This is a genomic window from Enterobacter cloacae complex sp. IR5384, from assembly GCF_049237265.1.
GTDB lineage: Bacteria > Pseudomonadota > Gammaproteobacteria > Enterobacterales > Enterobacteriaceae > Enterobacter > Enterobacter cloacae.
Genome location: NZ_JBMKHJ010000003.1, coordinates 45,510 through 72,401 on the forward strand (window position 1 = coordinate 45,510; position 26,892 = coordinate 72,401).

The following is a 26,892-nucleotide window of genomic DNA, read 5'->3' on the forward strand; positions in this document are numbered from 1 at the left end:
GCTCTACAGTTTTTTTGCTGCCGCCTTTCGCGCAGCCTTATTCCTTTTGCTATGGGAGAGCTTGCATGTTGACCCGACGATTATCCTGCCTGGCGCTGTTGATGGCGCTGGCAACCCCCGCAATGGCTACGGATGCGCCCACCTACGGTGAGAAGCTGGAAGGTTTCGACTACGGCTGGCCGGTAAAACACTTTACGTTTACCTCCCAGGAACAGTCTCTGGATATGGCTTATCTGGACGTGAAGCCGGAAAAACCCAACGGCCGCACCGTGGTGCTGATGCACGGCAAAAACTTCTGCGCCGGTACCTGGGACGGCACTATCCGTGCGCTCTCAGCCAGCGGTTATCGGGTGATCGCTCCCGACCAGATTGGCTTTTGTAAATCCACCAAACCGGAGCATTATCAGTACACCTTTCAGCAGCTGGCGGATAACACCCACGCCTTGCTGAAAACGCTCGGCGTCGATCGCGTGACGGTTATCGGCCACTCGACTGGCGGCATGCTGGCGACCCGCTACGCGCTGATGTGGCCGCAGCAGGTGGAGCAGCTGGTGATGGTCAACCCAATTGGTCTGGAAGACTGGAAAGCGCGCGGCGTGCCGCATATTACGGTCGACCAGTGGTATCAGCGCGAGCTGAAGGTCAGCGCCGACGGCATTCGTCAGTACGAGAAAAATACCTACTACGCCGGAGAGTGGAAGCCGGAGTATGAGCGTTGGGTCACCATGCTCGCCGGACTGAACAACGGGCCGGGAAAAGAACGTGTGGCCTGGAACTCGGCGCTGCTCTACGACATGATTTACACCCAGCCGGTGATCTACGAATTTAGTGAACTAAAGATGCCGGTATTATTGATGATCGGCACGAAGGACAACACCGCCATCGGGAAAGATCTCGCCCCGCCTGAGATCCGCAAAACGCTCGGCAACTATGCGGTGCTGGGGAAGGAGACGGCGAAACGCATCCCGCACGCGACGCTGGTCGAGTTCAACGACATGGGGCACGCGCCGCAGATGCAGGATCCTGCACGCTTCCACGAGGCACTGCTGAAAGGGCTTCAGGCTCGCTGACTGGTTTCCAGCAACAACCCGCGCAGCCACATCTGCGCGGGATTACGGTGTGTTCTGGCGTGCCAGGCCATGCACTTGGTGAAACCCGGCACCGGAACCGGTGTGTCGCAGACAAACATTCCTGTCTGGTTTTCCGCTATCCGTGACGGTACCACGGCGATCATATCGCTTATCGCCAGTACATCCGGCAGTACCAGGAAGTTGCTCACCGATAACCCCACGTGCCGCGTCCGGCCCATTTTTTCCAGCGCGCCATCCGTCACGCCGCGAAAACTGTCACCCTCATAAGAGACCAGCACGTGCTCAAGGGCGCAAAAGCGCGCCAGAGAGAGCGGTTTGCCCGCGTCCGGGTGGTCGGCACGCATCATGCAAACGTACCGTTCATCATAAAGCGCCCGGCTGTGCAGGTCGTCTGGCGTGGTGTGGGGCGTGATCAGCGCCACGTCAACGTTCCCGCGTTCAAGCTGGTTCATCATCCGCTCGGAATCGACAGGTATAACCCGCACGCGTATTGCCGGTGCCCGCACCTTCAGTGCCGCGATAAACGGCACCGCGATCGCGCGGAGTGCGTAATCGGTAGCAGCAAGCGTGAAGGTGAGGGTGGCCTGCAGTGGGTCAAACGCCACCGGCTGCAGCAGGAGGTCGATATCTGCCAGGATGCGCTTCACCGGCGCGGCCAGCTCTTCCGCACGCGTCGTGGGTACGATGCCGTGGGGCGCTCGGATAAACAGCGGGTCGTCGAAGTAATCCCGCAGGCGGTTCAGCATGCCGCTGACCGCCGGCTGGGTTAGGGCCAGACGCGCCGCCGCGCGGGTGACGCTGCGTTCATCCAGCAGGGCGTCGAGCGTTTTCAGCAGGTTAAGATCCAGCGTGCGCAGATCCGTTTTCATGACGATGTTCTACCTTTTTTCAGTTCACTATTATGGCCGTGCCCGCTGTCGATACCCTGCGTTTCCCGCTATGATGAGCGGCTATTCAAAGGAGAACGCATGGTCTGGATAATGCTGGCAACGCTTGCCGTGGTGTTTGTGGTTGGGTTTCGTGTCCTGACCTCGGATTCCCGCCGCGCCATCAAACGCTTGAGCGAACGGCTAGGTATCACCCCGATGCCGGTAGAATCGATGATCGATCAGTTCGGTAAAACGCCCGGCAATGAGTTTATCCGCTATCTTGAACGCCCGGACGAGGCGCATCTGCAAAACGCTGCCCAGGTGCTGCTCATCTGGCAGGTCTGTATCGTCGACGGTAGCGAAGAAAATCTCCACACCTGGCACCGCATGCTGCGTAAAGCCCGTCTGGCCGCGCCGATCACCGATGCGCAAATCCGCCTCGCCCTCGGCTTTATGCGCGAGATGGAGCCGGATCCGCAGGAGCTGAACGCTTTCCAGCTGCGTTACAACCAGCTCTTTCTGCCAGAAGAGGGTGTGTTTTACCTGCACTGATATCACGAACCGTGATGATGAGTATAAGGCATCATCATTAGATTTATACCACTCACGGGCGCACCATCACCTCATCCACTCACGATGAGGTGAACCATGAAACAATCCGCCATTATCTGGCCAGACGATTACCTGCCAGGCACCACCGATAACTTTGCGTCCAACGAAATCATTGTCGCCGGGCTGAGCGCAAAAGAGATTTGGGCGCAGCTTAACGACACTACCCTGTGGCCGAACTACTACAGCAACGCCGAAGATATTCGTTTTCACGACGGCAGCGGTCCGGAACTGAGCGCCAACGCCCGCTTCCGCTTCACGACCTTTGGCTTTCCGGTTGAGGCGCGGGTGACGGAGTACGTTCCGCCGGTCGATGGCGAGGCGGCGCGTATCGCCTGGCACGGCTGGGTGGAAGGGGAGGAGAGCGCGCGTCTGGATGTGATCCACGCCTGGCTGTTTGAAGACTTACCGGGTAACCGCGTCCGTATTTTGACTCAGGAGTCGCAGAAAGGCGTTCCGGCACAGGAATTAGCACGTACCCTACCGAACCCGATGATCAACGGGCACCAGGAGTGGATCGTTGGGCTGGCGAAGGCGGCGATGCAAGAAAAGTTGTCGAAACGTTAAATTCGTCACACTTTTGATGATAAACTGCGCGACTTTCCCGCACGTTTTTATCTCAGGTGACACCATGACAGAACATATCCAGCCCACGACCAGACCGCAGACCAAAGAGGTTTCTCGCCCCAACTGGTCGGCGGTTTTTTCCGTGGCGTTCTGTGTCGCCTGTCTTATTACCGTGGAGTTTTTACCGGTCAGCCTGCTGACGCCGATGGCGCAGGATCTCGGCATTTCCGAAGGCGTGGCAGGGCAGTCCGTTACCGTGACCGCGTTTGTGGCGATGTTTGCCAGCCTGTTTATCACGCAGGTTATTGGCGCGATTGATCGCCGCAAAGTGGTCATTCTCTTCAGCGTGCTCCTGACGCTCTCCTGTCTGCTGGTCTCTTTCGCGGAGAGCTTCACCCTGCTGCTGCTCGGCCGCGCCTGTCTGGGGCTGGGGTTGGGCGGTTTCTGGGCAATGTCCGCCTCGCTCACCATGCGTCTGGTGCCGGCACGCACCGTGCCGAAAGCCCTCTCCGTTATCTTTGGCGCAGTCTCCATCGCGCTGGTGATTGCCGCGCCGCTGGGAAGTTTCCTTGGGGGAATCATCGGCTGGCGTAACGTCTTTAACGCCGCAGCGGTGATGGGTTTTCTCTGCATTCTGTGGGTGTGGAAAGCGCTGCCGTCCCTGCCGGGAGAAGCGGCGCACCACAAACAGAACATGTTCAGTCTGCTTAAGCGCCCCGGCGTGCTGGCGGGGATGACCGCCATCTTCATGGCCTTTGCCGGGCAGTTTGCCTTCTTTACCTATATCCGTCCGGTCTTTATGACCATGGCGGGCTTTGACGTGGATGGCCTGACGCTGGTGCTGCTCAGCTTCGGTATCGCCAGCTTTGTCGGCACCTCGCTGTCGTCTCAGTTCCTGAAGCGCTCCCTGAAAGTGGCGCTTGCTGGCGCCCCGCTGGTACTGGCTGTCAGTGCCGTCGTGCTCATTCTGTGGGGCAGCGACAAATGGGTTGCCTCGGCGATTGCGATTATCTGGGGCTTTGCCTTTGCGCTGGTGCCGGTGGGCTGGTCGACGTGGATCACCCGCTCGCTTGCCGATCAGGCTGAAAAAGCCGGGTCGATTCAGGTGGCGGTGATCCAGCTGGCGAACACCTGCGGAGCGGCGGTGGGCGGCGTGGCGCTCGACCACCTGGGGCTGACGTCGCCGCTGGTCATCTCCGGCACGCTGATGCTGCTGACCGCGCTGCTGGTGGCAGGGAAAGTGAAGACGAAGTAATGCTTTTCTCCCTCTCCCGTGGGAGAGGGCTGGGGTGAGGGCAACAGGCTATGCCGGGGCTTTCACCCGTTTTCTCGAATCCATCGAAATCAACACCACCGACGACACGATCAGCAGCGTGCCCAGCCAGTCCGGCAGCGTAAACGCCACGCCCAGTAAAATCACCGACAGTAACGCGCTGCTCAGCGGCTCGGCGCAGCTCAGAATGCTCGCCTTCGGCCCGCCGATCATCTGCGCGCCTTTCAGGTACAGGCTGAAGGTCAGCGCCGTGCCGATCACCACCAGGTAGAAAAACGCCAGCAGCAGGCTGCCGTCAATAACAAACGCGGTGCCGCGTCCGGCGTAGAACGGCGTCAGCGTTAAGCCGGCGATCAACATACTCCAGCCGACAATCGGCAAGGTGCCGTAACGGGCGATCAGGGTTGACGGATACGTCGTGTAAAACGCCGCGGCAAAGGCCGAGGCAATGCCAAAGAACAAAGCCGCAGGCGAGATGGAGAGTGAAGTGGGGTCGCCGTGGGTGACCAGCAAAAATGTCCCCACCAGTGAGGTCAGGATCGCGGAAAGCACAAACAGACCCGGCCGCTTTTTCCGCGCCAGCGCAAACCACGCCACGATAATCGTCGGTGACAGAAACTGCAGCACGGTGGCCGTAGCCGCGTTGGATTTCTCGATTGTCACCAGGAAGGTGAGCTGCACCGTGAGCGCGCCAGCCAGGGAGAAAAACAGCAGGCTGAGGGCGTCTTTGCGATGTTTGATGACCGAGAAAATTTTGTCGCCGTGAACGAAGGAAAGCGTCAGCAGGATCAGGCCGGTAAACAGCAGGCGAACCATGGTCAGATACGGTGACGAGATCTGGCTTTTCTCCATGATGTACTGCGCGCAAACCCCTGAGCTGCCCCATAAAACGGCGGCGATCAGGACGTTCAGCATCCCTTTACGTGTGGAACCCATGTTCTCCCCTGCGATGTTGTCGTTAATTCGGTCAACAGCATAGCATGGTTGTGTGCGGCCTGACGCCCTCACCCTGACCCTCTCCCACGGGGCTGAGGGTTCCCCATAAATAATGCCTGCACAGACGGCCCCCTCTCCCTTTGGGAGAGGGCCGGGGTGAGGGGGAACATACGGCTGTGGAGGTCATTCCGTTCACTTTATGTTCCTTGCTACTCTGTAACGGCATGACTTGTGAACGTGCCAGGGCGGCTCAATCGCCGCCGCCCTGGCGACCCGGGCTCCCGGCAGTAAATCGCCGCTTCGCGGTGCCTTCGGCTTATTCCTTCCGGCTTATCGGGGACGGGCGGATGTAACGTCCCTGTAAAGCCGCCCTCTCGGCGCATCCATGCGCCTCGCCCCGGCCTGCAGGAAACGCCTCAGCGATTTACAGCCGGACCAGGGCGTCGCTGTACGTCATTCATTTTCCTGAAGAAACATTCGTCGCTTTCGGTAAAAAAATTACTGGGGCTCCCTCTCCCACGGGGAGAGGGAGCAAACACTAAAAACGGCAACTCTCGTTGCCGTTTTGCTTTTACCTTAGAACCACGCCTCCCACATTGCGCCGACGTTGAAGTCGTCCAGCGTTTCGTCTTTGGTATTGTTCACGCGGGCGGTACGTTCGTTATCCACTTTGCCGCCGGTGACGTAGAAGCGCAGCATCGGACGGAACTCCGGCCCCATGGCGATAGACATGTTCTGCGACAGGGTCAGCTTCCAGCCCTTGTTGTCGCCGCCGTTGTCGTAATCCACATGCTGCCAGCCTGCTTCCAGCCAGGTGGAGTGAACGTCGTTCCACCAGTGCATCGGACGTACAATGGCGTTGTAGTTCTTACGGTTGTCGGTCTTATCACGGCTGTTGTCGTAGTCGTGGAAGGCGAGGATGTACTCCACCTGCGTGGCCTGGGTGAATTTGTACAGCCCTTCGAAGCTGGCATAGACCGTGGTCAGATCCTCGGTTTTATTGAACACACTGTTATCCGCGTTATCAGAGTAACGGGCAATCACCTTGTTCACGCCGCTGTCGTTGGTGTGGCTCAGCACCACGCCGCCCTGCCAGGCATTCAGACGCTCATCGCTCTCCACCGCTTTTGAATCAAAGCCGTAGTTGGCGTACAGCTCCAGATCCAGCGGACCAACCTTCATGCCATGGATTTTCGAGGTCGCCGCGTAGTTACCTTTGTCACCCGTGCCGGACCCGCCGGTACAGGTGATGCGTGACGGGTTGGCTTCATCCTCCATGACTTCCGGGCTACAGGATTCCACCGCCGCCACGGCGGCCACGTCAAACTGCACGCCGCCGATGTCGAAGTTCTTCACCCCGGCGCCCTGGCCGTCGTGGTTCATCCAGAAGTAATCGTTGATGCCCTGCTGCGGACGCTGGTGGAAGTCACGACCAGCCCAGAAGTAGGCGTTCGGGTTGGAGGCCATAATGTTGGTCACCCCCGCGTAGGCTTTTTTCAGGTTAACTTCATCGCCCCAGTGGTCGATCATCACGTTGATGTCCCAGATGGCGCCGTTGTCACCCTTGAAGGCCTTGGAGAGCTGGAATTCACCGCCGTTGCCTTCGTTACCCAGACGACCGATGGCAGATGCCCCGTTATAGGAACCGTCCACCGCCACGTATTTCTGGTCAGCGGCCTGGAAGTGCGCGCCGTAACGGGCATAACCGGTAAATTTAATGCCGAACGGAATAGCCATATCCGGGGATTGCGCCGCGCTTTGCGGCTCCGTCACCACGTCGGCTTTTTTCGCGACCGCGGCATCCATTTTGGCCTGACGCTCCGCGAGGGCTTTATCCACCGCTTTTGCCACAATGGCGTCGATTTGTTCCTGGGTAAATTCCTGTGCGAGTACAGAAATTGGGCAAAGCGCGGCGATAACCGCCATGGTTAATGGAAGTTTTTTTAGGGTAGTCATGGTTATCTCAATATAGTTTAATTTTATTCAGACAATAACCATCCCGCTCCGATCTGACAGAGTATGTCGCTATCATCAGAACAAGTGGATTTCTATTTAAGGTACAGAGGTATTACTCGTTATTTCGCCATAGATTATCTCTGATATAAATGAATAATTTCTTCGGATAATTCACGCGCCAGTAATGAATTCATTAAATGATCTTGCGCGTGCACCATAATTAACGTCATCGGCTGACGGGCTTCACCCGCATCCTGCTCAATGAGTTTGGTCTGCATCTTGTGCGCCTGGCGCGCGTAGCCATCGGCTTCGCGCAGCAGGCTTTTGGCTTCGTCAATGTTGCCCTGCCGCGCAGCGTGCAGTGCTTCAAAGCACAGGCTGCGCGACTGACCCGCATTGACGATGATTTCCATCACGGCTTCTTCTAAGGCAATCATCGTCTTTCTCTCTATTTCTCGAAACTATTATGTAAAGAGGTGGCAGCAAACCACTCTCCGCTCTTTTTAATGGTGCGCTGTTGCGTAGTTAAATCGAGCTGAATAAAGCCATAGCGGTTTTTATACGCATTACACCACGACCAGTTATCAATAAACGTCCACATATGGTAACCAAGACAGTGACACCCTTCGCTAATTCCTTTATGCAGCCAGGCTAAATGTCCGGAAATAAAATCGATGCGGTATTGATCGTTGATTTGGCCATTTTCAATAAAACGCTGTTCATTTTCGACGCCCATTCCGTTTTCAGAAATAAAACAGCGTGGGTTGCCGTAATTGTCGCGCAGATTAACCAGAATATCGTAAATACCCGGCTCGTAAATTTCCCAGCCACGGTACGGGTTCATCTTGCGGCCCGGCATCTCGTAGTTATCAAAGAACCACTCCGGCATAAACGGCGCCTGCGGGTTCACTGCGCTGTCGCGACACTTCACGCGACGCGGCTGGTAATAGTTAATGCCGAGCAGGTCGATTTTCCCTTCCGCGATCAGGAAACTGTCCTCCGGTTTACAGGCGGGCAACTGGTCGTAAGATTTCAGCAGCGCTACCAGATCGGCCGGGTACTCGCCGCGCAGAACCGGGTCCAGAAAGCTGCGGTTGAACATCAGATCCGCTATGTGCGCCGCCTTCACGTCCGCCGGGTTTTGTGAGCGCGGGTAGGACGGCGTCAGGTTGAGCACGATGCCGATCTCACCTGCGTAATGTCCGGCGCGGTAGGCCTGGACAGCCTTCGCGTGGGCCAGCACGGTGTGATACGCCACGGTGGCCGCCCGACGGAAATCCACCACGTTGGGGTAGTGGAAATCGTACAGATAACCGCCTTCAACCGGGACAATCGGCTCGTTGAAGGTAAACCAGTGCAGCACGCGGTCGCCAAACAGGTCGAAGCAAATCTGCGCATAGCGGGCGTAAGCGTCCACCACCTCCCGGTTTTCCCAGCCGCCAATCTCCTGCATCGCCATCGGCATGTCGAAATGGAACAGGGTGATAAATGGCGTAATGCCCTGCTCGATCAGCTCATCAATGACCTGGTTATAAAATTCGACCGCCTTTGGATTCACTTCACCGATACCGTCGGGGATCAGACGCGCCCAGCTTATAGAAGTGCGAAAGCTGTTGTGGTTCAGCTGCTTTAACAGCTGAATGTCCGTTTTCCAGTGCTGATAAAACGTGGAGGTATGCTGCGGCCCCACGCCGTTGTGAAAACGGTTCGGCTCGCGGGCAAACCAGTAATCCCATGTGGTTTCACCCTCTCGTGTCCCTTCGGTCTGGAGAGCAGAGCTTGCGCTGCCCCACCAGAAATTATCGGGAAATGTATATTTCATGACGCTTCCTCTTTGACTTAATTGCTTGCGGTCTCAGCGGTACCGACGGTTGCCTGAGCTTTCTGCTCTTCGTTTTTCATCAACGTACGCTCGTAAGCACGCAGGAACGGCAGGTACATCAGCGCTGACATCACCATACAGATGAGACACATCACCACCGGGCTCAGCGCCCAGTTGGCGGCCCATGAGGCACCAATTGGTGCGGGCGTGGTCCACGGCGTTAACGATACCACCTGTGCCAGCCAGCCCAGTTTGGTTGCCGCGTACGCCAGGCACGCATTCACCAGCGGAACACACACGAACGGGATAAACAGCATCGGGTTCATGATAATGGGGGCGCCGAACAGGATCGGTTCGTTGATGTTAAAGAAGCTTGGCACAACGCCCATTTTGCCGATGGTGCGTAAGTGCGTTACCCGGCTACGCAGCAGCAGGAAGGCCAGCGGCAGTGTGGAGCCTACGCCGCCAATCAGCAGGTAGTGATCCCAGAAGCCCTGCAGGTAGACGTGCGGCAGCGCCGCACCGGCCGCCAGAGCCGCCTGGTTTGCCGACAGGTTCGCCATCCAGAACGGGTTCATGATGCCGGTGACAATCAGCGAGCCGTGGATACCGGCGAACCAGAAGATCTGGCACAGCAGCACGGAGAGCAGAATGGCAGGCAGCGAGTCAGACGCAGAGACCAGCGGTTCCAGCAGGTGCATAATCGCCTGCGGGATGATCATGCCGGTCTGCGCCTCGATAAACAGGTTCAGCGGATGCAGGGTGCCAATCACCACCATCACCGGGATTAGGATCTCAAACGAACGCGCCACGCCGGTCGGGACTTCCTTCGGCAGACGAATGGTCACGTTGTTCTGCTTCAGCCACGCATAGACGCGGGTGGCGTAGATGGCGGTGATCAGCGCAGTGAAAATCCCCTGACCAGACAGATACTGGGTGGAGATCTTACCGTCCGCATACGGCGCGGCGACCAGCAGGAAGGCCATAAAGGCCAGCAGGCCGGACATCACCGGGTCGAGATTAAACTGACGCCCCAGGCTCGCCCCGATCCCCACCGAGATGAAGAAGGTCATCACGCCCATGCTGAGGTTAAATGGCAGCATCAGCTGTTCGCGATAAGTCTGGGAGAAATCCAGCCAGCCGCGGGCAAAGCTGTTGGTGGTATCCGCCGAGAACGGCGGGAAGATGAACACCAGCATAAACGAGCCGATGATCATAAACGGCAGCGCGGCAGTAAAGCCGTCGCGGATGGCAATCACATACTTTTGCTGGCCGAGCTTCGCGGCCAGCGGGGTAATTGACTGCTCAATCACCGCGACCATGGATTGATATAACGAACTCATGTGAACACCTTTTAGTGTGCCGCTTCGATGAGCGACAGAGCATAGTCCAGTACTTTATCGCCACGCTGCATGCCGTAGTCCATCATATCGATGGGCTGGACCGGAATGCCTTTTGTGGCCGCCTTGTCTGAGAGTGTCTGTAACATGTATTTCACTTGCGGTCCGAGAAGCACCACCTGATATTGCGGAAACTGCGTATCAAATTCGGAAACGCCGTACGCATCAATTTTTACCGCCAAACCGCGTTCTTTCGCCACATCGACCATTTTGCTGACCAGCAGGCTGGTGGACATCCCGGCAGAGCAGCAGAGCATAATCTTGAACATCGACAACCATCCTCAAAATGTAAATAGATATTGCGGTAATGATTGGATATCAGATGGAAACCGGTTTCCATTTATAAAAGACAGAAGTGTGACAACCATCAATATCCCTTATATATGAGGCTAATTAACCCGATGTGTGTCACAGAATTTGGCTGTTTTGACATCATTTTGAGTGGAAACGGAAAATCGGTTTCCATGGAAAACGGAAACGGATATACTCCTTACTGGCTATAATGTGAGCCGTAGCGGTAATGGAATTTGCAGGCGCGAGGTAAGCCTGTCAGGGGAAAAAGATGTCGACAATCAATGATGTATCACGTCTTGCCGGGGTGTCGAAAGCCACGGTATCGCGAGTGTTGAGTGGGTCGCGTGGCGTAAAGGAAGCCAGCCGTCAGGCCGTTCTGAAAGCGGTAGATGAACTGAACTACCGGCCCAATGTGATTGCGCAGTCGCTGCTGAGCCAGTCGACGGGGTGTATCGGGGTGATTTGCGCGCAGGAGAATATTAACCAGACGACCGGTTATCTGTACGCGCTGGAAAAACAGCTCAGCCAGCATCAAAAACACCTGCTGCTGCGCTTCGCCCATAGCAAAGCGGACGTGCTGCACGCCCTGGAAGAGCTCTCCTGTGGGCTTTGCGATGACATTCTGGTGATTGGCGCGCGTTTTCCACTGGATATCGACATGGATAACGTCATCCTGGTTGACTGTATGGGCTCAGAAAATCCCAATAGCATCCAGTTCGATCACGCCTTCGCCGCCGAAACCGCCTGTAACTACCTTACCAGCCAGGGACGCCGCCAGATTGCCCTGATCCATCCGCACGGTAGCGGCTTTGCCGATCAGGTGCTGCTGGGCTACAAACATGCGCTGGAAAAAAATTTCCTGCCCTTCAACCGCAACCTCGTGTTTATGGACGCGACCTCCTCGTCCGTGGCGCTGCAGGAGCTGCTGAATAACGCCAGCACGCTGAATTTCAACGCATTACTGGTTGCGGACGAGCAGGAAGCGCAGCGGGTGATCCCGCAGTTGCAGGCGTTTAATAAATCGGTGCCGGAGGACATCATGGTCTTCAGCCTTGCCGGATCGCTGCATCTGCCAGGCATTCCGGTGATCCCGGCCATTGAGTATTCCATGGATGCCATGGCGGCACGCATCGTGAGCTGGTTGACGGAAAAAACACAGATGCTCGGGTCGTACGTGCTGCGCGGGGATTTGATCATTCCGGATGTGCGTAAGCGTTAAAAATGTTGTGCAGGCCGGGTAAGGCGCAGCCGCCACCCGGCGAGAAGCACGTTTCCAGCCCTCAATAATCCTCCATACAATCCACTCGCCGCATATCCGCTTTATTCAATCCCACCCCCCAGCGACTGCCACAGCGTGATGCGGTTTTCCAGGTCGGTTTGCTGCAGCGATATCAGTGATTCCTGCGCCGACCACAGCGACCGCTGCGCGGTCAGTACCGTCAGATAATCCCCGGCACCCGCCTGATAGCTGCGGGTCGCCACATCCAGCGTTTTTTGCTCGGCCGCAACGTATTCACGCTGGGCATCAAGCTGCTCGCTGAGCGTTTCACGGCGTGCCAGCGCATCGGCCACGTCTTTAAACGCGCTCTGGATGGTTTTCTCGTAGGTGGCGATCAATCCCTTCTTCTCCGCTTCCGCGTAGCGCAGCTGGGCCAGATTGTTGCCGCCGCTGAACAGCGGCAGGGTGATGGACGGTGCGAATGACCACACCTTCATCCCGTGGCTGAACAGGGACGAAAGCGAATCGCTGCCGACGCCCGCACTGGCGGTCAGTGAAATGGTGGGGAAGAAGTTGGCGCGCGCGGCACCGATATTGGCGTTGGCGCTCAGCAGGTTGTGCTCCGCCTCCTTAATATCCGGGCGACGCAGCAGCGCGCTGGAACTGACACCCGCCGGGATCAGCGTGATGGCGTTATCGCTCAGGCTCTCCAGCGTACCCGGCAGCAGAGTGTCCGGCACCGTGTCACCCGCCAGCAGATTAAGGGCGTTTTTGTCCTGCATTACCTGCGTTTGATAGCTCGCCACGCTGGCTCGCGCCTGCTGGTAAACCGCCATCGCCTCGCTGACGTCCGTTGCTGCCGCCACGCCGACCTGCTGCTGACGCTTCACTATCCTGAGCGAGCTGGCGGCGCTCTCCATTGTCGATTTTGCCAGCGCCAGGTTGCTGTTATCGGCCGCCAGGGTCACCCAGGCGGTGGTCAGTTCGCTGACCATCGTCAGGCGCGTGTTCTGCGCGGTAAATTCACTGGCAAGCCAGGTTTCACGTGCTGCACGCGACAGGCTCTGGTTGCGGCCAAACAGATCCAGCTCGAAGCTGGAGACCGTGCCGTTGGCCTCATCGCTGGTCGCGACACCGCTTGCCAGCGTGCGGCTGCGGGTGTGGCTCAGCTCCGCGTCCACCGTCGGGAACAGGGACGATCGCGTTTCGCCGTACTGGGCGCGCGCGGCGTCAATATCGGCAATCGCTTTTTGCAGGTCGCGGTTGCTGTTGAGCGCCATCGTCACTACGCCTTTCAGGCGCGCATCGTTCATCACCTGTTGCCACTGGCTCACCACGGCGGTGGCTTCGCCGTGCGCACCCGGCAACGTCGCCGGAACGGGCGCAGCCGGGCGCTGATACGTGGGATCTAAAGAGACGCAGCCCGCGCTCATCAGCGCTAACACGAAAACAGATAAACGAAACATTATGACCTCCGGTTGCTGTGTTTACCGGAGAACAGACGTTTCACCAGTACAAAGAATAACGGAACGAAGAAGATCGCCAGCAGCGTGGCGGCCAGCGTCCCACCAATAATGCCGGTACCGATCGCCACCCGGCTGTTGGCCCCTGCACCGGTGGCAATCGCCAGCGGCGTCACGCCTGCAATAAACGCCAGCGAGGTCATGATGATGGGGCGCAGACGCGTCTGGGCAGCACGCAGCGCCGCACGTGTCAGGGAGTAGCCTTCGGCGACTTTCGCCTCGGCAAATTCAACAATCAGAATGGCGTTCTTCGACGACAGGCCGATGGTGGTCAGCAGTGCCACCTGGAAGTAGACATCATTGTTCAGGCCGCGCAGGGAGGCGGCAATCGCCGCGCCCAGCACCCCAAGCGGGATCACCAGGATGACGGAAATCGGTACCGACCAGCTCTCGTACAGCGCCGCCAGACACAGGAACACCACCAGGATCGAGAGGGCATACAGGCTCATGGCCTGGCCGCTCGCCAGTTTTTCCTGTAAGGACAACCCGCTCCACGCCCAGGTGCTGCCGGACGGCAAATTATTCGCCAGCTGCTCCATTTTGCTCATCGCCGTACCGGAACTGGCGCCACTGGCGTTCTCGCCCTGAATTTCATACGCCGCCGAGCCGTTGTAGCGCACCAGGCTTTCCGGGCCATACTCCCAGCGGGTGGTGGCAAAGGCGGAGAACGGGGTCATGGTGCTGTCGCTACCGCGTACATACCATTTGTTGAGATCGGACGGCACGGCGCGATAGTCGCTGTCGCCCTGGATATAGACCTTCTTCACGCGGCCGCGATCGATAAAATCATTCACGTAGGTGCCGCCCCATGCGCTGGAGAGGGTGTCGGTGACGTCGCTCAGGGAGAGCCCCAGCGACACGGCTTTATTGTTGTCGATATCCACCTGAAGCTGCGGCATCTGCGGCAGATCGTTGGCGCGCACCGCGTGCAGGGAGGCATCCTGATTCGCCTCGCCAATCAGCTGGTTACGCAGCTTGAGCAGCGTGTCGCGGTCGGTGCCGCCGCTCGCCATCAGCTCAAAGGTAAAGCCATTGCTCTGGCCCAGGCCGTCCACCGCCGGTGGCGTCATGGCAAAGATGGTCGCATCGCGGATGGTGCTCAGCTCCTGCGTGGCGCGCAGGGCAATGGCCTGAGCGGTGTTTTCATCCCCCTTACGTTCGGACCAGTTTTTCAGGGAGACAAACGCCATCCCGGCGTTCTGGCCGCTGCCGCTAAAGCTGAAGCCCTCAATGGTGAAGATAACGTTGGTGTTGGCTTTCTCTTTGGTGAGGAACCATTCGCGCACCTGGCGGCTGACTTCGGCGGTACGTGTCGATGTTGCGCCGGCGGGCAGGGTGTACTGCACCATGATTTCGCCCTGGTCTTCCGTCGGCAGGAAGCTGCCCGGCAGTTTCAGCATCGCGAACCCCATCGCGCCGCAGAGCAGGGCGTAGATGACCAGCATGCCGCCGGAACGGCGCAGGGCGCGCAGCACCTTGTTCTGATAGCCATGCTCGGTCTTGCTGTAGAAACGGTTAAACGCGCCGAAAAAGCCCTTCTTATGTGGGGCGGTGTGGCTCAGAATCGAGCCGCACAGCGCAGGCGTCAGGGTTAATGCCACCACCACGGAAAGGAGCATCGCCGAGATAATGGTGACCGAGAACTGACGGTAAATCACCCCGGTGGAGCCGCCAAAGAAGGCCATCGGCAGGAACACCGCAGAGAGCACCAGCGCAATCGCTACCAGCGCACCGGAAATTTCGCCCATCGATTTTTCCGTGGCTTCCCGGGCGGGCAGCCCTTCGTCACGCATAATACGTTCGACGTTTTCCACCACCACGATGGCATCATCCACCAGCAGCCCTATCGCCAGCACCATCGCAAACAGGGTCAGGGTGTTGATGGAGTAGCCGAACAGCGCCAGTACGCCAAAGGTGCCCAGCAGAACCACCGGAACGGCCAGCGCCGGGATCAGCGTGGCGCGGATGTTTTGCAGGAACAGGTACATCACCACGACCACGAGGATAATGGCTTCGAACAGAGTCTGAATGACATCCTCAACGGAGATTTTGATGAACTCGGTGCTGTCTTTCGGGTAGGCCACGTCGTAGCCTTCCGGCATCGACTTTTTGAACTCGGCGATTTTCTCTTTCACCGCCGTGGCGGTATTGAGCGCGTTAGCGCCCGGTGAAAGCATCACCGCCATCCCCGCGGCCGGGTGGCCGTTCAGCTTCGCGGTGGAGGTGTAATCTTCGCTGCCCATCTCCACGCGTGCAACATCGCTGATGTATACCACCGCGCCGTTAGACTGGCTCTTAACGATGATATTTTTAAACTGATCCACCGTCTGCAGACGCGACTGGGCGCGCACGGTCGCGGTCAGCTGCTGGGCGTTCGACGAGGGCAGCGCGCCGATTTTACCGGCGGAAACCTGCACGTTCTGCGCTTCAATCGCGCTCTGTACATCTGAAGGCATCAGCGAGTAGGACGCCAGCTTCGCCGGGTCGAGCCAGATACGCATCGCGTATTCCGCGCCAAACACCTGCAGACTCCCGACGCCATCTACGCGCGCCAGCGGATCCTGCATATTACTGACCAGCCAGTCGGCGATATCCGAGCTGCTGGCGGTGTCGGTTTTGTCGTACACCCCCATGATCAGCAGGAAGTTGCTCTGCGATTTCTCGACGGTGATCCCGGACTGCTGTACTTCAGTCGGCAGGCGTGATTCCGCCTGCTGGACTTTGTTCTGCACCTGGACCTGCGCGGTGTCCGGGTCGGTCCCCTGTTCAAAGGTGACGGTAATGCTCACCGAGCCGTCCGAACTGCTGGTGGAGGTGAAGTAGAGCAGGTTATCCAGCCCGGTGAGCTGCTGCTCGATCACCTGCGTCACGCTGTTTTCCAGCGTCTGCGCGGAGGCACCGGTGTAGGTGGCGGAGATCTTGATCGACGGCGGGGCGACGTCCGGGTACTGCGCAACCGGCAGCGTGCGGATCGCCAGTATCCCGGCGAGCATGATGAGGATGGCGATCACCCAGGCAAAGACCGGGCGACGCACGAAGAAACGGGAAAACATCAGGCATTTCCTCCGTTGGATTTCATCTCTTCGGCCTTCACCTGTTGGCCGGCGGTGACTTTGTCAGTGCCTTCCACAATCAGCCTGTCACCCGCCTTCAGACCGCTCAGCACCAGCCATTTATCGCCGTAGGTGTCACCCGTTTCCAGCTGACGTAGCTCCACCTTGTTGCTGGCGTTCACCACCAGCGCGGTGGCTTTGCCTTTGGCATCGCGGGTAATGCCCTGCTGAGGGGCCAGGATCGCGTCATTCATGATGCCCTCGTCCACGCTGGCGCGGACAAACATTCCCGGCAAAAGCTGATGCTGTGGGTTCGGGAAGACGGCGCGCAGGGTGACCGAGCCGGTCGATTCATCCACCGCCACTTCGGTCAGCGCCAGACGACCCTTTTCGCTGTAGGTGCTGCCGTCTTCTAGCTGCAACGTGACGCTCAGCGTATCGCTGTTCGAGGCGAGGGTTTGTTTGCGTAATCGCAGCAGATCGGCACTCGAACGCGTTAAGTCGACATACATGGTGTCCAGCCCGCGAATGGTGGCCAGCGCGGTGTCCTGCTGAGCGGTCACCAGCGCGCCGGGCGTGACGGAGGAGATGCCGATGCGTCCGGCAATCGGCGCGGTGACTGTAGTCCAGTTGAGGTTAATGCGCGCGCTCTCCTGCGCGGCTTTCTTTGACTCGACGCTGGCCTTGTCCTGCGCGCAGGTGGATTTCGCGTCTTCTGCGTCCTGGCGCGACACGCCGTCGTCTTTCACCAGCTGCGCATAGCGCCGGGCTTTCTGGCAGTCGGCCTGCACCAGCGCTTGCGCCTGTTTCAGCGCCGCGGCGGCTTCATCAAACGCGGCGCGGTAGCTGGAGGGATCGATCTGATACAGCGCTTGTCCGGCTTTCACGGTATCGCCCTCGGTGAACAGCCGCTTCTGAATAATGCCGCCCACCTGTGGGCGAACCTCGGCGCTCATTGCGGCGGTGGTACGCCCGGTCAGTTCACTGACGACGGACACCGGCTGGCTCATGAGTGTGACAATCCCCACTTCCGGAAGAGGACGTTGGGGAGCAGATGTTTGCGCATTATCACACCCTGTCAGGAGGAGTAATGCGGCGATGGAGGTTGTTATCTTTTTCATCATCTTTTTCCAGGGTGAACGATGCCCGCCCTGTTAATGGCTTAACAAGGAGGAGGGCGTTTTAAAGGCACAGCGATACCGTATCTCTGGCAGAACCAGAAATGGTAAACCGGGAAATTACCTGTTCCCGTTAATTATTCACATGCGATTACTTCGCAGTGAAAAGCATATTTAAAATATTCTGATAAATCGGCTCTAATTGTTCTGACGGCATGTTTAAAGGCGTAAGCCGACGGTAAATTGTGCCTTCGATCATCACGGCGGTAATCTCCACGCAGCAGCGAATATGTTCATCACTTAAATGAGGAAACTGCTTTTTCAGGTGCGCACAGGCGTTGCTAAACATACGGGCCTCGGCTGCGGTTAACATGGCGGCCACCTGCGGATTACGCGTCGCCTCGGCGGACATTTCGAGCATCAGCGCATCGTCGTCTTCGTTTATCGTCTGACGCCAGGCGAGCGCCTGCGGCATGCCTTCCACCACCGTTTTGTCCTGCATTCCCTCGATACGGGAATCGATAATACGGCGGATCATCTCTTCAATAATCGCATCTTTGTTACTGAAATAACGGTAAATTTGCCCGACGCTGAGTTTCGCCTCGCTGGCGATTTGCGACATACTGGCCGCATGAAATCCGCTGGCGCGAAAGCAGCGGCGCGCGGCGGTGATGATCTCGTCCTGACGTTGTTTCTGCCGTTCTTCCAGTTTTGTGCTCATCGTCGATTACCGGATAAAAGTGAGAATGATCGTTCTCATTATACGTTTTGGGTGCGTATTGGAAAGGCTTTTTTTATTTACATATTGAATGAATATTTCAGGATTTAAAAAATGGAGGAAATAAGGAGTTTTTATGAAGGTTAACCTGTGAGATATTCAGATTGCGTGGAAAATAAGGAGAAAAATATGCACCTGAGCATAACAGAAAAAGTCACACCCGAAGAAAAAGAAGAGTTATTTGTGGGATTAAGAGCTTACAACGCCCAGTTTTTAGATATGACGAACTTCAGCGGCGATATTGGCGTTTACATGCGAGACGAAAAGGGTGTCATGCTGGGTGGATTAATCGGCGTGCGAAAAGGTGAATGGCTGAATATTGATTATCTCTGGGTGAGCGATACCGTACGGGGAACCGGCGTGGGCAGCCAGCTTATCAAAACGGCGGAAGAAGAAGCCAGACGTAAAGGCTGTACACATGCCCTGGTCGACACGGCCAGCTTCCAGGCGCGTCCGTTTTATGAAAAACAGGGGTACCAGCTGCAGATGTCTTTGCAGGATTACCCGTACCCAGGCATGCAGCGTCATTATCTGACGAAAGCGCTTTAGGCCCGGTTCTGCATTAGTCATTCCGCTATTTATTGCGAGTCGCTTTCTGAAATTGACGCGTCTCGCTTGCCTCCCTTGAGGGCGATGGCACATGCTTCGGCCTGGTCATTCAACCAGGGAGATAGCAATGAAACGTACAGCAAAACTCTTCAAAAAGGGGCGACGTCAGGCAGTGATGTTGCCTGCTGACTTCATGTTTGATACGGAGAGTGTTTACATCCGACGAGATGAGGAAGGGAACGTCATCTTGACTGCGAGATCGGAAAAGGAGCGTCACAGAGATAATTTTTTACGTTTATTGAAGCAGACTGATGTTCCGGATTCTTTCCTGAGTAAAGAGGAACGCAATCAGAGCTATACAACAAGAGATCCATTTGAAGGGTTCTAGAATATGCTGCATATGTTGGATACAAACATAGTAAGCCACCTCGTCAGGCAACATCCCGGGGTGATAAAGCACTATTCTCGCACCCCAATAGAAAAAATGTGTATTTCAAGCGTGACGGAGGCTGAACTGCTTTATGGAATAGCCAAAAAGCAAAGTGACAGATTACAAAAAACAATACTTGAGTTCCTTAAAACCATCACTATTTGCGACTGGGACAGTGAAGCCGCAGCAACGTACGGTGAACTCCGCGCAGAAATGGAGAAGAGAGGGAGAGTGATGGGCGATCTCGATCAACTGATCGCTGCGCATGCTCTTAGTCGGGGTACAACAATAGTGACCAACGATCATGCATTCAGAATGGTGCAGGCGCTTGCCGTTGAGGACTGGACAACAGCGTCGTGATCGCCGATGCCTGGTGGCGCAGCGTCACCCGGCAATAGACCGCATATAACCTATCCTTCTTATTGATTCCTTTTCGGTTTTTATTTCACCGCCTCGTTGTCGATATAGTCACTGAAACGTTCATCAAAAGGATAGGTCTTGTGAAACTTCGATTGGGTGCTCTGGTTCTCGCGGGTCTGCTGCTGGCAGGATGCGATCAAAGTGGCAGCGATGCCAAACACATTAAAGTCGGCGTAATCAACGGCGCGGAGCAGGATGTGGCTGAAGTCGCCAAAAAAGTGGCAAAAGAGAAATACGGTCTGGATGTGGAGCTGGTCGGGTTTAGCGGTTCGCTGCTGCCCAACGATGCCACCAACCAGGGAGAACTGGATGCTAACGTCTTCCAGCATCGTCCGTTCCTTGCAGAAGATAACAAGGCGCATAACTACAAACTGGTTGCCGTAGCGAATACCTTCGTCTTCCCGATGGCCGGTTATTCCCGCAAAATCAAATCCGTGTCTGACCTGAAAGACGGGGCGACCATTGCCATCCCTAATGACCCCACCAACCTCGGTCGCGCGCTGCTCCTGCTGCAAAAAGAGAAGCTGATTACCCTGAAACCGGACGTGGGCCTGCTGCCAACCGCGCTGGATATCACCGCTAACCCGAAAAAACTGAACATTATGGAGCTGGAAGGGGCGCAACTGCCGCGCGTGCTGGATGACCCGAAAGTGGATGTTGCCATCATCAGCACCACCTATATCCAGCAAACCGGGCTTTCCCCGGTGCATGACAGCGTCTTTATCGAAGATAAAAACTCGCCGTACGTGAACATCGTGGTGACGCGCGAAGACAATAAAGACGCAGAGAACGTAAAGGAATTTATCCAGTCCTATCAGTCACCGGAGGTAGCGAAGGCGGCGGAGACCATTTTTAACGGCGGAGCGGTGCCGGGCTGGTAATGCCCACGGAATTTACACCGTCACGCTGGCATCTATCCGGCTTTCCGGCCAGAGGAAACCCTGGCCAAACCGTGCTCCTGAGGCGCAGGCTCGCTGTAAGTCCTGCGCGGTTTCAATGCCTTCGACGACAACAGCCCGGGCAATCTTCTCTCTGACGAAGTGAACCAGTGTGTCAAAGCGGGCGGGAGAGCTCAGCTCTGAGCGGTCCAGCTTGATGCCATCTACCGGCAGAGCAAGACGCGCATAGTCGTCTGCCAGTTCCTGAGTCAGATCATCCAGCCAGATTTTCCAGCCCGCCGCCTTAAGCTGAAGCAGGGCGTGATGGATGCCGCGTTGCTCTGCGGCACTCATGCGGGTCACGGTTAACGGATCCTGAATTTCTATCGTTAAGCGCTGCTGGTGACGTAGCGCAAGCAACAGGTCGATGGCTTTAGCATCAAGCAGCTGGTCTGCCGGGAGATTAAGCCAGTACTGACCTTTGTCCGGCATCTGCAGCAGCGTATTGGCCTGCCAGAAAAAAATTTGCAGCGCGCTGCGGGTGGGCAGTGAAGCGAAGAGTGCGTCAAGATTCACGTTGTGGATCTCCACCAGAACCTCATGCGCCACCGCCTGGCCGGAATGCAAATCGACTAAAGGCTGAAACCGCAATCCGGTGATGGCATGCAGCAGGGGAGAGGGAAGCACGGTGTACATGACAAGACCTGCAGAAAAAAAGGTTCCCGCGGACACGGGAACAAAGGCAAACGACACACGGTCGGGAAGTTAATTCAGGATCCAGCGAATGCTCTGATAGAACGAGGGGCCCCGCACGGCCTTCAGCTTATTCATGGCATTGTTTTTGTAGAAATAAACCAGCCTGACGTTGCAGCCGAGCTGACGGGCAATTTGCTTGGTTTTCAGGTTACATGAGTAGCCCCGTAGCACACTCGCTTCCTCGTTGGAGAGCCTTGCAGGGCGCTGCCGCGTCGTAATGCTCACGTTGTAATGGTTTAACGCTTTTGGCGTCTGGCTCATCAGGATTTGCCACATCGCCTTGATATCCCCCAGCGACACGCGCTTATTGATGACCCCATCCACATGCTTAAATTTCAGAAAACCGACGGATAACGAATAGATATAGATCCTCGCCGCTGGCTGTTTTTCTTTAATGCGCAGAATATCTTCATTGGGCGTAATCATAAAACTGCCGATATTCAGTGGATCATAAATGACGATGTCCCAGGTTCGTTCGCTGAGGAGAAAATCTTCAATATTGCTGAACCCATGGAAAATAACATCCCGATGTGCGTCAGGTTCACGGTTGCCAAGATATTGCAGGCCAATCATTGTGAACTCACAACTATCAATAACGGCCACATGTATTGTTTCTTTCATGGTCATTCTCCTTTAGTTGGGCACCCGGTCCGTGTAAGAGAAACAGTAATTTGAATCGTGCGGTCACCCATGCCTTTGTCGCGAGACATGGCATAAAATGTATGCCATGAGAATGTATTGCGTAAAGCCAATCCCTTTTATTATCGAAAGATAAAATTCAAAAAATATTTTAAGGTGAGATCTAATATTTTTAATCTTCTTATAATATTAGAGATAGATTTTTATCCTGAGAAATGGCGTTTGTTAAGGTTTGATATGGATAACGCACTCTTTTTATGGGGTTTTTAGGCGGGGTTTTAGCACGTTTTGGGTGTTGATTCGCCACTTGTGTTGCTTCGCCAGGAATTTTAGCCTCCCGGGCGTTAAAATCCTGGTGGGAATAAGTTGTGAGCATGGGCTTATTACACTACTATCAGTCTCCTTTTATCGTGTTAATAATGAAATAATATGATTTTTTCTGAATTCACTCTCAGGATTATTGTGTTTTATCGGGTCAATATTCTGCAGGAGATGATAAGCGATGCGCTGCGTAAATTACTGCCTGAATATTCTCTGCAAATATCAATAGTGGAATCAACAGAACAGCTCTTTGATGCCATTAGCGACGGTCAGGTCGATATTGTTATGGCCGAGTTCAGTTATCTGTTTAACCATAAATCGTGGAGCGTACAGACCAGTAACCGGCTCAATATGTTATGTCATACGCACCACGTTAAGCGTGTGCTTTTTGTGCCTGAATTACAGTACGGATTATTAAAAAGGGTGCTGGAGATGAAATACGAGCTGACCCTTTCCCTGCAGGACGAGCCCGGCGAGCTGAAAAGAGAATTACAGGCGCTGCTCAGAGCAGAAGAGGCCAGGCCGCGTGTCTCATCGTATCTGAAGGGAATGATGCGCGCTGGCGCGCGCTCGCGTTCGGTGCTTTCCGCCCGGGAGTGGGAGGTGCTGCATCTTCTGGTGGAAGGCTACACCGTGACCGAAATTGCCCAGCTGCGAAGCCGCTCGGCCAGTACCATCGCCACCCAAAAGCACAATGCGATGAAAAAACTCAACCTCACCAACCACAGCGAACTCATTAAATACCTGCAGATGGCGGGCCGGATCGGGAGTTAAGCGTCGATTCGCCGGAACGACAGCGTCCCGGCAGATGCGCATCAGGGGTAGATAATATTCAGCGTCGCCGTCGTATTGAGTTTGCCCTGACTGACCTTCGCCGGTGCCCAGACATAATAGGACGCCGCCATGGGCAGGGTGAACGTCTTGCTCAGTGCCCCGCCCGCCGCCACGTTGAACAGCAGCGTGGCATTTCCGCGGCTGGTGGTAGAGGTCGAGAAGACGACCGGCTGTTGCGGGTTATTCCGCTGAATCAGCCGCAGTCCCACGCCCTGTGCGGCACCGCTGCTGGTATCGACCAGTACGGAACTGTCGGTCGACAGCAGTTGCGTGCTGGAGAGGAACATCTCAATCGCCCGGTCAGACGTCCCGTTTGTCCCCAGATTCTGACAGCTCATATTGAGCGTAAAGGGCGTCAGCCCTGGCTGGGCAGAGGCACTCAACTGTGGGATACCCAGCGTAGGTAAATGAACCGTCAGCCCCGCGTTGTCGAAAGAGCAAGTGGTCAGCTTCGGTGCATATTTGATGGTCATCGGCTGGCCAAACATATCCCGGTTATCGTATGGCCACTTAAAGCCGTTAAACAGCCACTGCACGATTTTCACCAACTGATTGATCGGCCAGGTAATGATCTCCCAGAACGACATGCCGCTCATATCGCTGACGAACAAGACATCGCTCATGGTCGCCGTGTCCCCCGAGAGGGTCGTACCACTCTGATCAACCAGCGTAAAGCGCACGGTAAACGGCGTGTTCAGTTCAGAAGCCGTATGGTTACCGCTCGCGCTCAGCGTCTTGTTGGGATGCGTGCTGGTGATCTCCGCCCGCACCCTGTATTTGTCATTGCTGAAGCCCAGAATGGTGGCGTACTTACTGTCGGTCGAGAGGATCGGCGTGTAAGAAAACTCGCTGTTGCCGGTTGAGCAGTTAAACGAGCCGCTGTACTGGGTGCTGAAGCTCCCGGTCCAGGTCGGCGTGGCGGGCGTCAGCTTATCCGACAGATCGACGCTGATCGGCGGGCCATAGGAAATACTGCCCCCGGAACAGGTGGCATAGCTTGCCCCGCTGACGCAGGCGAGAAACAGAAAGGTCAGTAACCGTATCATGTTGATGTTCCGTTAGTAATGGCAAACAGAGGACGGGCTTTCCAGTCCCCACGCCGGTGCGGCGATAGTGCAATTTCCGCCACGCAAATGAACGCTAAGCTCACGTGGTGGTTGTTCCGCGCGAATGTAGAGCACGCTGGCCTGGCCGACATAACCCACCGACTCGCCGCGCTCGTTCAGCACTTCGGTACCAAACGGCAACGGTGCCCCGTCCGGGCGGGTGGCGCGCAGCATCCAGGACTGGCGCTGGTCGGTATCGAAGCGGATATAGTTCACCGCGCCATCGTAAGGGGCGACGTTAGCGATGTTGCCCAGCACTTCTGCCCCGCGGCTGTTCGCCGTTTCGGACAGGGTGATGGCATTTTTACGGTACGGCGTGGCGTAAGGCACCAGCGCCACGCCATCACGGTTGGTCACGATACTTTCGTCGCCGTTAACCATCAGCCCTTCCGCCTGCGGCGCATCGACAATGGTCATGGTGGAGCCGGTTTCGTTGGAGGCAAGCAGATGCCACGGCACGGCCACCAGGCTGCCGCGCCCGTTCAGCCCCATCTGGCGGTAGTCGGAGGATTCACTGTAGGAGCCGCCAAGCGTTGCGAAGTTTGCCCGGTATGCGGTGTTCACGCTGGCGGTGTTGTTCCCGCCCCGCGCATTGCTGCCGGAGAACGTATAGCTCAGGCGGTTCGACGCCAGCGCGTTGCCGCTCATGCTGATATTGCTCTGTTCATAATGCGAGTCGCTGGCCGTCAGGCTGGAGGTGACCCACGCGTTGTTATCAAACAGCGAGAAGGGCAGGCTGAGGGAGAGGTAAAAACGCGTCTCTTCTTCACGCTCGCTGTTGCGCACCCGGCTGGCGGAGACGGTATAGCTGGCCCGGCCGATGGCGTTGGAGTAGCCGGCCTGATATTCGCGCGAGGTTTGGCGGGAATTCCAGTAGTCGCGCTGTGTACCCGAGATAAACACCGTGCCCCAGTTGTCGGGCAGACGCTGGTTCAGGTTAAGCGTGAAGGTGTTTTTAGGCTGTGCGGCGCGCAGGGCATCCCAGGTGCTCATCGTCATCTCCGGGGCGACCCCGAAGCGATCTTCATACTCGTCATACTGTGCTTTCAGGCGTTGATACCCTTCCCGGGAGTAAAGCGCGTCGCTAAAGCTGTAATACCCTTTCGTGGAGTAGCGGTAGGCCGCCAGCGTGAAGTTGGTGGCTGTGGTATCTATAAATTTACTGTACGACACGCGAAAGCTTTGGCCGCTGTCGGTTCTGTCCTGCAGCGTGGTTTTGGCGTGGGTGACATCCACGGATACCGCGCCAAAGGGCAAATTCCAGCCGGTGCCGATAAGCCCCGCCTGATAATTATCGCTCACGATCGTGCCCGTATAGCCGGTCATCAGGTTATTAAAGCCATAGCGCAGCGTGGCCTGCAGGAACGCCGGGTCCGCCTCAAGGGTGTTTTGATGAACCTTTCCCGCCACCACGCTGTACTCGCTCACACCCTCTTTGAGCATGCCGGGCACGGCAGAGAAAGGCACCGTGAATGATTGCTGGGAACCGTCCGCTTCGCGCACGACCACCAGCAGGTCGCCCGCTGAACCGGTCGGCTGAATGCTGTCGAGGGTGAACTGGCCCGGCGGAACGTTCTCCTGATAGATGACGTTACCGTTCTGCATTACCTTCACCAGGGCGTTAGTGCGCGCCACGCCATGTACCACCGGTGAAAAGCCCTGCTGCGAGTTAGGGCGCATTTTCATATCGGACGCCAGCGACACGCCGCGCACACGAAGGGAATCAAACAGATCGCCGGGAATATAAAAGTCGCCCAGCGTCAGGTTGGATTTCAGCGCCGCCAGCGGGCGGCGCAGGTAGCGGGTGTTATTCTGCCAGCTGCTGTCACCGCTGGCGGATTTGCGCCAGGTACTGCTGTCGCGAAACTGCCAGCCGAGCAGGTTGGCCCCGGAATCCAGCCCGGCGTAAAAATCATCGTTGGTCTCTTTGGCGGAGCCTTTCGTTCGCGTGTTGTACCAGGTGGTGTTCCAGGAGAGCATCAGCGCCGGGATCCCTTCGTCCCAGAACTGAGGGGCAACATAGCCCTCTTCGGTACGTAAGACGGCCGCCTGTGGCACGGTGAGTGCCAGACTCAGCGTGCTGGTGTCCGTTTTTACCTCGCCGCCCTGAACCAGATCGTGCAGCTGCACCTGGCCGCCAGTAATGGCGGGGGCCGGAATCGCTTTGGTGTTGATCCCCAGCATAAGCGCGTCTTTCCAGGCAAGGCGAACGTCATCCTGTTGCTCGCCGTAGGTCACCGTATAGCGCCCCTTCCAGTCTCCGTTGACGTAAATATCCATCTCCTGGGGACCGGCTGGCATGGCGTTGTTTTCGTAAAAGCGTGACAGATCGGACTCACCGGATGCGCCAGCAAGCAGGGAGGTATCAAACGTTACCGCACCTGATTTATGCGAAAGCAGAAGCGAGCAGACAGCCAGCATGCAGAGCCTGTTTTGTTTCATTTTCATGGT

The 26,892-nt window shown here is 56.5% G+C and carries 25 protein-coding genes; 10 read left to right on the plus strand and 15 right to left on the minus strand.

The window, feature by feature from the left end; genetic code table 11:
• Nucleotides 1-65 precede the first annotated feature (65 nt).
• Complete coding sequence (locus ACOTX3_RS03825; protein WP_038418263.1) at nucleotides 66-1,070, plus strand: alpha/beta fold hydrolase; 1,005 nt, start codon at nucleotides 66-68, stop codon at nucleotides 1,068-1,070.
• Here the strand turns inward: ACOTX3_RS03825 and ACOTX3_RS03830 are convergent.
• Nucleotides 1,058-1,960 carry a LysR family transcriptional regulator gene (locus ACOTX3_RS03830; protein WP_058678980.1) on the minus strand — a complete coding sequence of 301 codons (903 nt, stop codon included), beginning with the start codon at nucleotides 1,958-1,960 and terminating at the stop codon, nucleotides 1,058-1,060. The two genes, ACOTX3_RS03825 and ACOTX3_RS03830, sit on opposite strands and share 13 nt — an antisense overlap.
• A gap of 99 nt (nucleotides 1,961-2,059) precedes the next feature.
• Between ACOTX3_RS03830 and ACOTX3_RS03835 the strand changes: the two genes are divergently transcribed.
• The 3 genes from ACOTX3_RS03835 (at nucleotide 2,060) to nepI (ending at nucleotide 4,391) form a co-directional block, all read left to right on the plus strand.
• Complete coding sequence (locus ACOTX3_RS03835) at nucleotides 2,060-2,512, plus strand: DUF1198 domain-containing protein (RefSeq protein WP_014830062.1); 453 nt, start codon at nucleotides 2,060-2,062, stop codon at nucleotides 2,510-2,512.
• Nucleotides 2,513-2,608: 96 nt separating this feature from the next.
• Nucleotides 2,609-3,136: an SRPBCC domain-containing protein gene (locus ACOTX3_RS03840; RefSeq protein WP_058678981.1), complete on the plus strand. Its 528-nt coding sequence runs from the start codon at nucleotides 2,609-2,611 to the stop codon at nucleotides 3,134-3,136.
• Nucleotides 3,137-3,200: 64 nt separating this feature from the next.
• The gene (nepI, locus tag ACOTX3_RS03845) at nucleotides 3,201-4,391 is read left to right on the plus strand and encodes a purine ribonucleoside efflux pump NepI (protein ID WP_023620618.1); all 1,191 of its coding nucleotides are present in this window, start codon (nucleotides 3,201-3,203) and stop codon (nucleotides 4,389-4,391) included.
• Between the two features lie 48 nt (nucleotides 4,392-4,439).
• Here the strand turns inward: nepI and ACOTX3_RS03850 are convergent, their stop codons facing one another.
• The 6 genes from ACOTX3_RS03850 to ACOTX3_RS03875 form a co-directional block, all read right to left on the minus strand.
• The gene (locus ACOTX3_RS03850) at nucleotides 4,440-5,345 is read right to left on the minus strand and encodes an EamA family transporter (RefSeq protein WP_023620617.1); all 906 of its coding nucleotides are present in this window, start codon (nucleotides 5,343-5,345) and stop codon (nucleotides 4,440-4,442) included.
• Nucleotides 5,346-5,921: 576 nt separating this feature from the next.
• Entirely contained in the window at nucleotides 5,922-7,301 is a 1,380-nt protein-coding gene (locus ACOTX3_RS03855; RefSeq protein ID WP_013094819.1) for a carbohydrate porin, read from the minus strand.
• A gap of 134 nt (nucleotides 7,302-7,435) precedes the next feature.
• Nucleotides 7,436-7,738 (minus strand): PTS lactose/cellobiose transporter subunit IIA, encoded by a 303-nt coding sequence (locus tag ACOTX3_RS03860; protein ID WP_008500136.1) that lies wholly within the window; start codon nucleotides 7,736-7,738, stop codon nucleotides 7,436-7,438.
• A gap of 11 nt (nucleotides 7,739-7,749) precedes the next feature.
• Nucleotides 7,750-9,123 carry a glycoside hydrolase family 1 protein gene (locus tag ACOTX3_RS03865; RefSeq protein WP_013094820.1) on the minus strand — a complete coding sequence of 458 codons (1,374 nt, stop codon included), beginning with the start codon at nucleotides 9,121-9,123 and terminating at the stop codon, nucleotides 7,750-7,752.
• 17 nt (nucleotides 9,124-9,140) lie between these two features.
• Nucleotides 9,141-10,466: a PTS cellobiose transporter subunit IIC gene (locus ACOTX3_RS03870; protein ID WP_013094821.1), complete on the minus strand. Its 1,326-nt coding sequence runs from the start codon at nucleotides 10,464-10,466 to the stop codon at nucleotides 9,141-9,143.
• 11 nt (nucleotides 10,467-10,477) lie between these two features.
• Complete coding sequence (locus tag ACOTX3_RS03875) at nucleotides 10,478-10,792, minus strand: PTS sugar transporter subunit IIB (RefSeq protein WP_013094822.1); 315 nt, start codon at nucleotides 10,790-10,792, stop codon at nucleotides 10,478-10,480.
• A gap of 293 nt (nucleotides 10,793-11,085) precedes the next feature.
• On the opposite strand from ACOTX3_RS03875, the gene ACOTX3_RS03880 reads away from it, so the two are divergent.
• Nucleotides 11,086-12,036 (plus strand): LacI family DNA-binding transcriptional regulator, encoded by a 951-nt coding sequence (locus ACOTX3_RS03880; protein WP_013094823.1) that lies wholly within the window; start codon nucleotides 11,086-11,088, stop codon nucleotides 12,034-12,036.
• Nucleotides 12,037-12,137: 101 nt separating this feature from the next.
• Here ACOTX3_RS03880 and ACOTX3_RS03885 read toward each other — a convergent pair whose 3' ends face one another.
• From ACOTX3_RS03885 to ACOTX3_RS03900, 4 genes are all read right to left on the minus strand, one after another.
• Nucleotides 12,138-13,502, minus strand: a complete 1,365-nt coding sequence (locus tag ACOTX3_RS03885; protein WP_038418274.1) for an efflux transporter outer membrane subunit — start codon at nucleotides 13,500-13,502, stop codon at nucleotides 12,138-12,140.
• Complete coding sequence (locus ACOTX3_RS03890) at nucleotides 13,502-16,612, minus strand: efflux RND transporter permease subunit (RefSeq protein WP_058678983.1); 3,111 nt, start codon at nucleotides 16,610-16,612, stop codon at nucleotides 13,502-13,504. The genes ACOTX3_RS03885 and ACOTX3_RS03890 overlap by 1 nt, the downstream gene beginning before the upstream one ends.
• A complete protein-coding gene (locus ACOTX3_RS03895; RefSeq protein ID WP_058678984.1) occupies nucleotides 16,612-17,733 on the minus strand; it encodes an efflux RND transporter periplasmic adaptor subunit in 1,122 nt (373 codons plus the stop codon). The genes ACOTX3_RS03890 and ACOTX3_RS03895 overlap by 1 nt, the downstream gene beginning before the upstream one ends.
• A 148-nt stretch (nucleotides 17,734-17,881) precedes the next feature.
• Nucleotides 17,882-18,451 (minus strand): TetR/AcrR family transcriptional regulator, encoded by a 570-nt coding sequence (locus ACOTX3_RS03900; RefSeq protein ID WP_127869128.1) that lies wholly within the window; start codon nucleotides 18,449-18,451, stop codon nucleotides 17,882-17,884.
• 186 nt (nucleotides 18,452-18,637) lie between these two features.
• Here ACOTX3_RS03900 and ACOTX3_RS03905 point away from each other — a divergent pair, with 186 nt between their 5' ends.
• The 4 genes from ACOTX3_RS03905 (at nucleotide 18,638) to nlpA (ending at nucleotide 20,788) form a co-directional block, all read left to right on the plus strand.
• Nucleotides 18,638-19,057 (plus strand): GNAT family N-acetyltransferase, encoded by a 420-nt coding sequence (locus ACOTX3_RS03905; RefSeq protein WP_127869129.1) that lies wholly within the window; start codon nucleotides 18,638-18,640, stop codon nucleotides 19,055-19,057.
• Between the two features lie 127 nt (nucleotides 19,058-19,184).
• A complete protein-coding gene (locus ACOTX3_RS03910; RefSeq protein ID WP_020686447.1) occupies nucleotides 19,185-19,445 on the plus strand; it encodes an antitoxin in 261 nt (86 codons plus the stop codon).
• A 3-nt stretch (nucleotides 19,446-19,448) separates the two neighbouring features.
• The gene (locus tag ACOTX3_RS03915; protein ID WP_020686448.1) at nucleotides 19,449-19,847 is read left to right on the plus strand and encodes a type II toxin-antitoxin system VapC family toxin; all 399 of its coding nucleotides are present in this window, start codon (nucleotides 19,449-19,451) and stop codon (nucleotides 19,845-19,847) included.
• A gap of 140 nt (nucleotides 19,848-19,987) precedes the next feature.
• Nucleotides 19,988-20,788 carry a lipoprotein NlpA gene (gene nlpA / locus ACOTX3_RS03920; protein ID WP_029881865.1) on the plus strand — a complete coding sequence of 267 codons (801 nt, stop codon included), beginning with the start codon at nucleotides 19,988-19,990 and terminating at the stop codon, nucleotides 20,786-20,788.
• A gap of 12 nt (nucleotides 20,789-20,800) precedes the next feature.
• Here the strand turns inward: nlpA and ACOTX3_RS03925 are convergent, their stop codons facing one another.
• Nucleotides 20,801-21,481 carry an EAL domain-containing protein gene (locus ACOTX3_RS03925; RefSeq protein ID WP_029881866.1) on the minus strand — a complete coding sequence of 227 codons (681 nt, stop codon included), beginning with the start codon at nucleotides 21,479-21,481 and terminating at the stop codon, nucleotides 20,801-20,803.
• 69 nt (nucleotides 21,482-21,550) lie between these two features.
• Nucleotides 21,551-22,162 (minus strand): helix-turn-helix transcriptional regulator, encoded by a 612-nt coding sequence (locus ACOTX3_RS03930; RefSeq protein WP_013094832.1) that lies wholly within the window; start codon nucleotides 22,160-22,162, stop codon nucleotides 21,551-21,553.
• 447 nt (nucleotides 22,163-22,609) lie between these two features.
• Here ACOTX3_RS03930 and ACOTX3_RS03935 point away from each other — a divergent pair, with 447 nt between their 5' ends.
• Nucleotides 22,610-23,275 (plus strand): LuxR C-terminal-related transcriptional regulator, encoded by a 666-nt coding sequence (locus tag ACOTX3_RS03935; RefSeq protein WP_020686451.1) that lies wholly within the window; start codon nucleotides 22,610-22,612, stop codon nucleotides 23,273-23,275.
• Nucleotides 23,276-23,316: 41 nt separating this feature from the next.
• Here ACOTX3_RS03935 and ACOTX3_RS03940 read toward each other — a convergent pair whose 3' ends face one another.
• The gene (locus tag ACOTX3_RS03940; protein WP_020686452.1) at nucleotides 23,317-24,381 is read right to left on the minus strand and encodes a fimbrial protein; all 1,065 of its coding nucleotides are present in this window, start codon (nucleotides 24,379-24,381) and stop codon (nucleotides 23,317-23,319) included.
• A gap of 12 nt (nucleotides 24,382-24,393) precedes the next feature.
• Complete coding sequence (locus ACOTX3_RS03945) at nucleotides 24,394-26,889, minus strand: fimbria/pilus outer membrane usher protein (protein WP_127869130.1); 2,496 nt, start codon at nucleotides 26,887-26,889, stop codon at nucleotides 24,394-24,396.
• Between the last annotated feature and the right edge of the window lie 3 nt (nucleotides 26,890-26,892).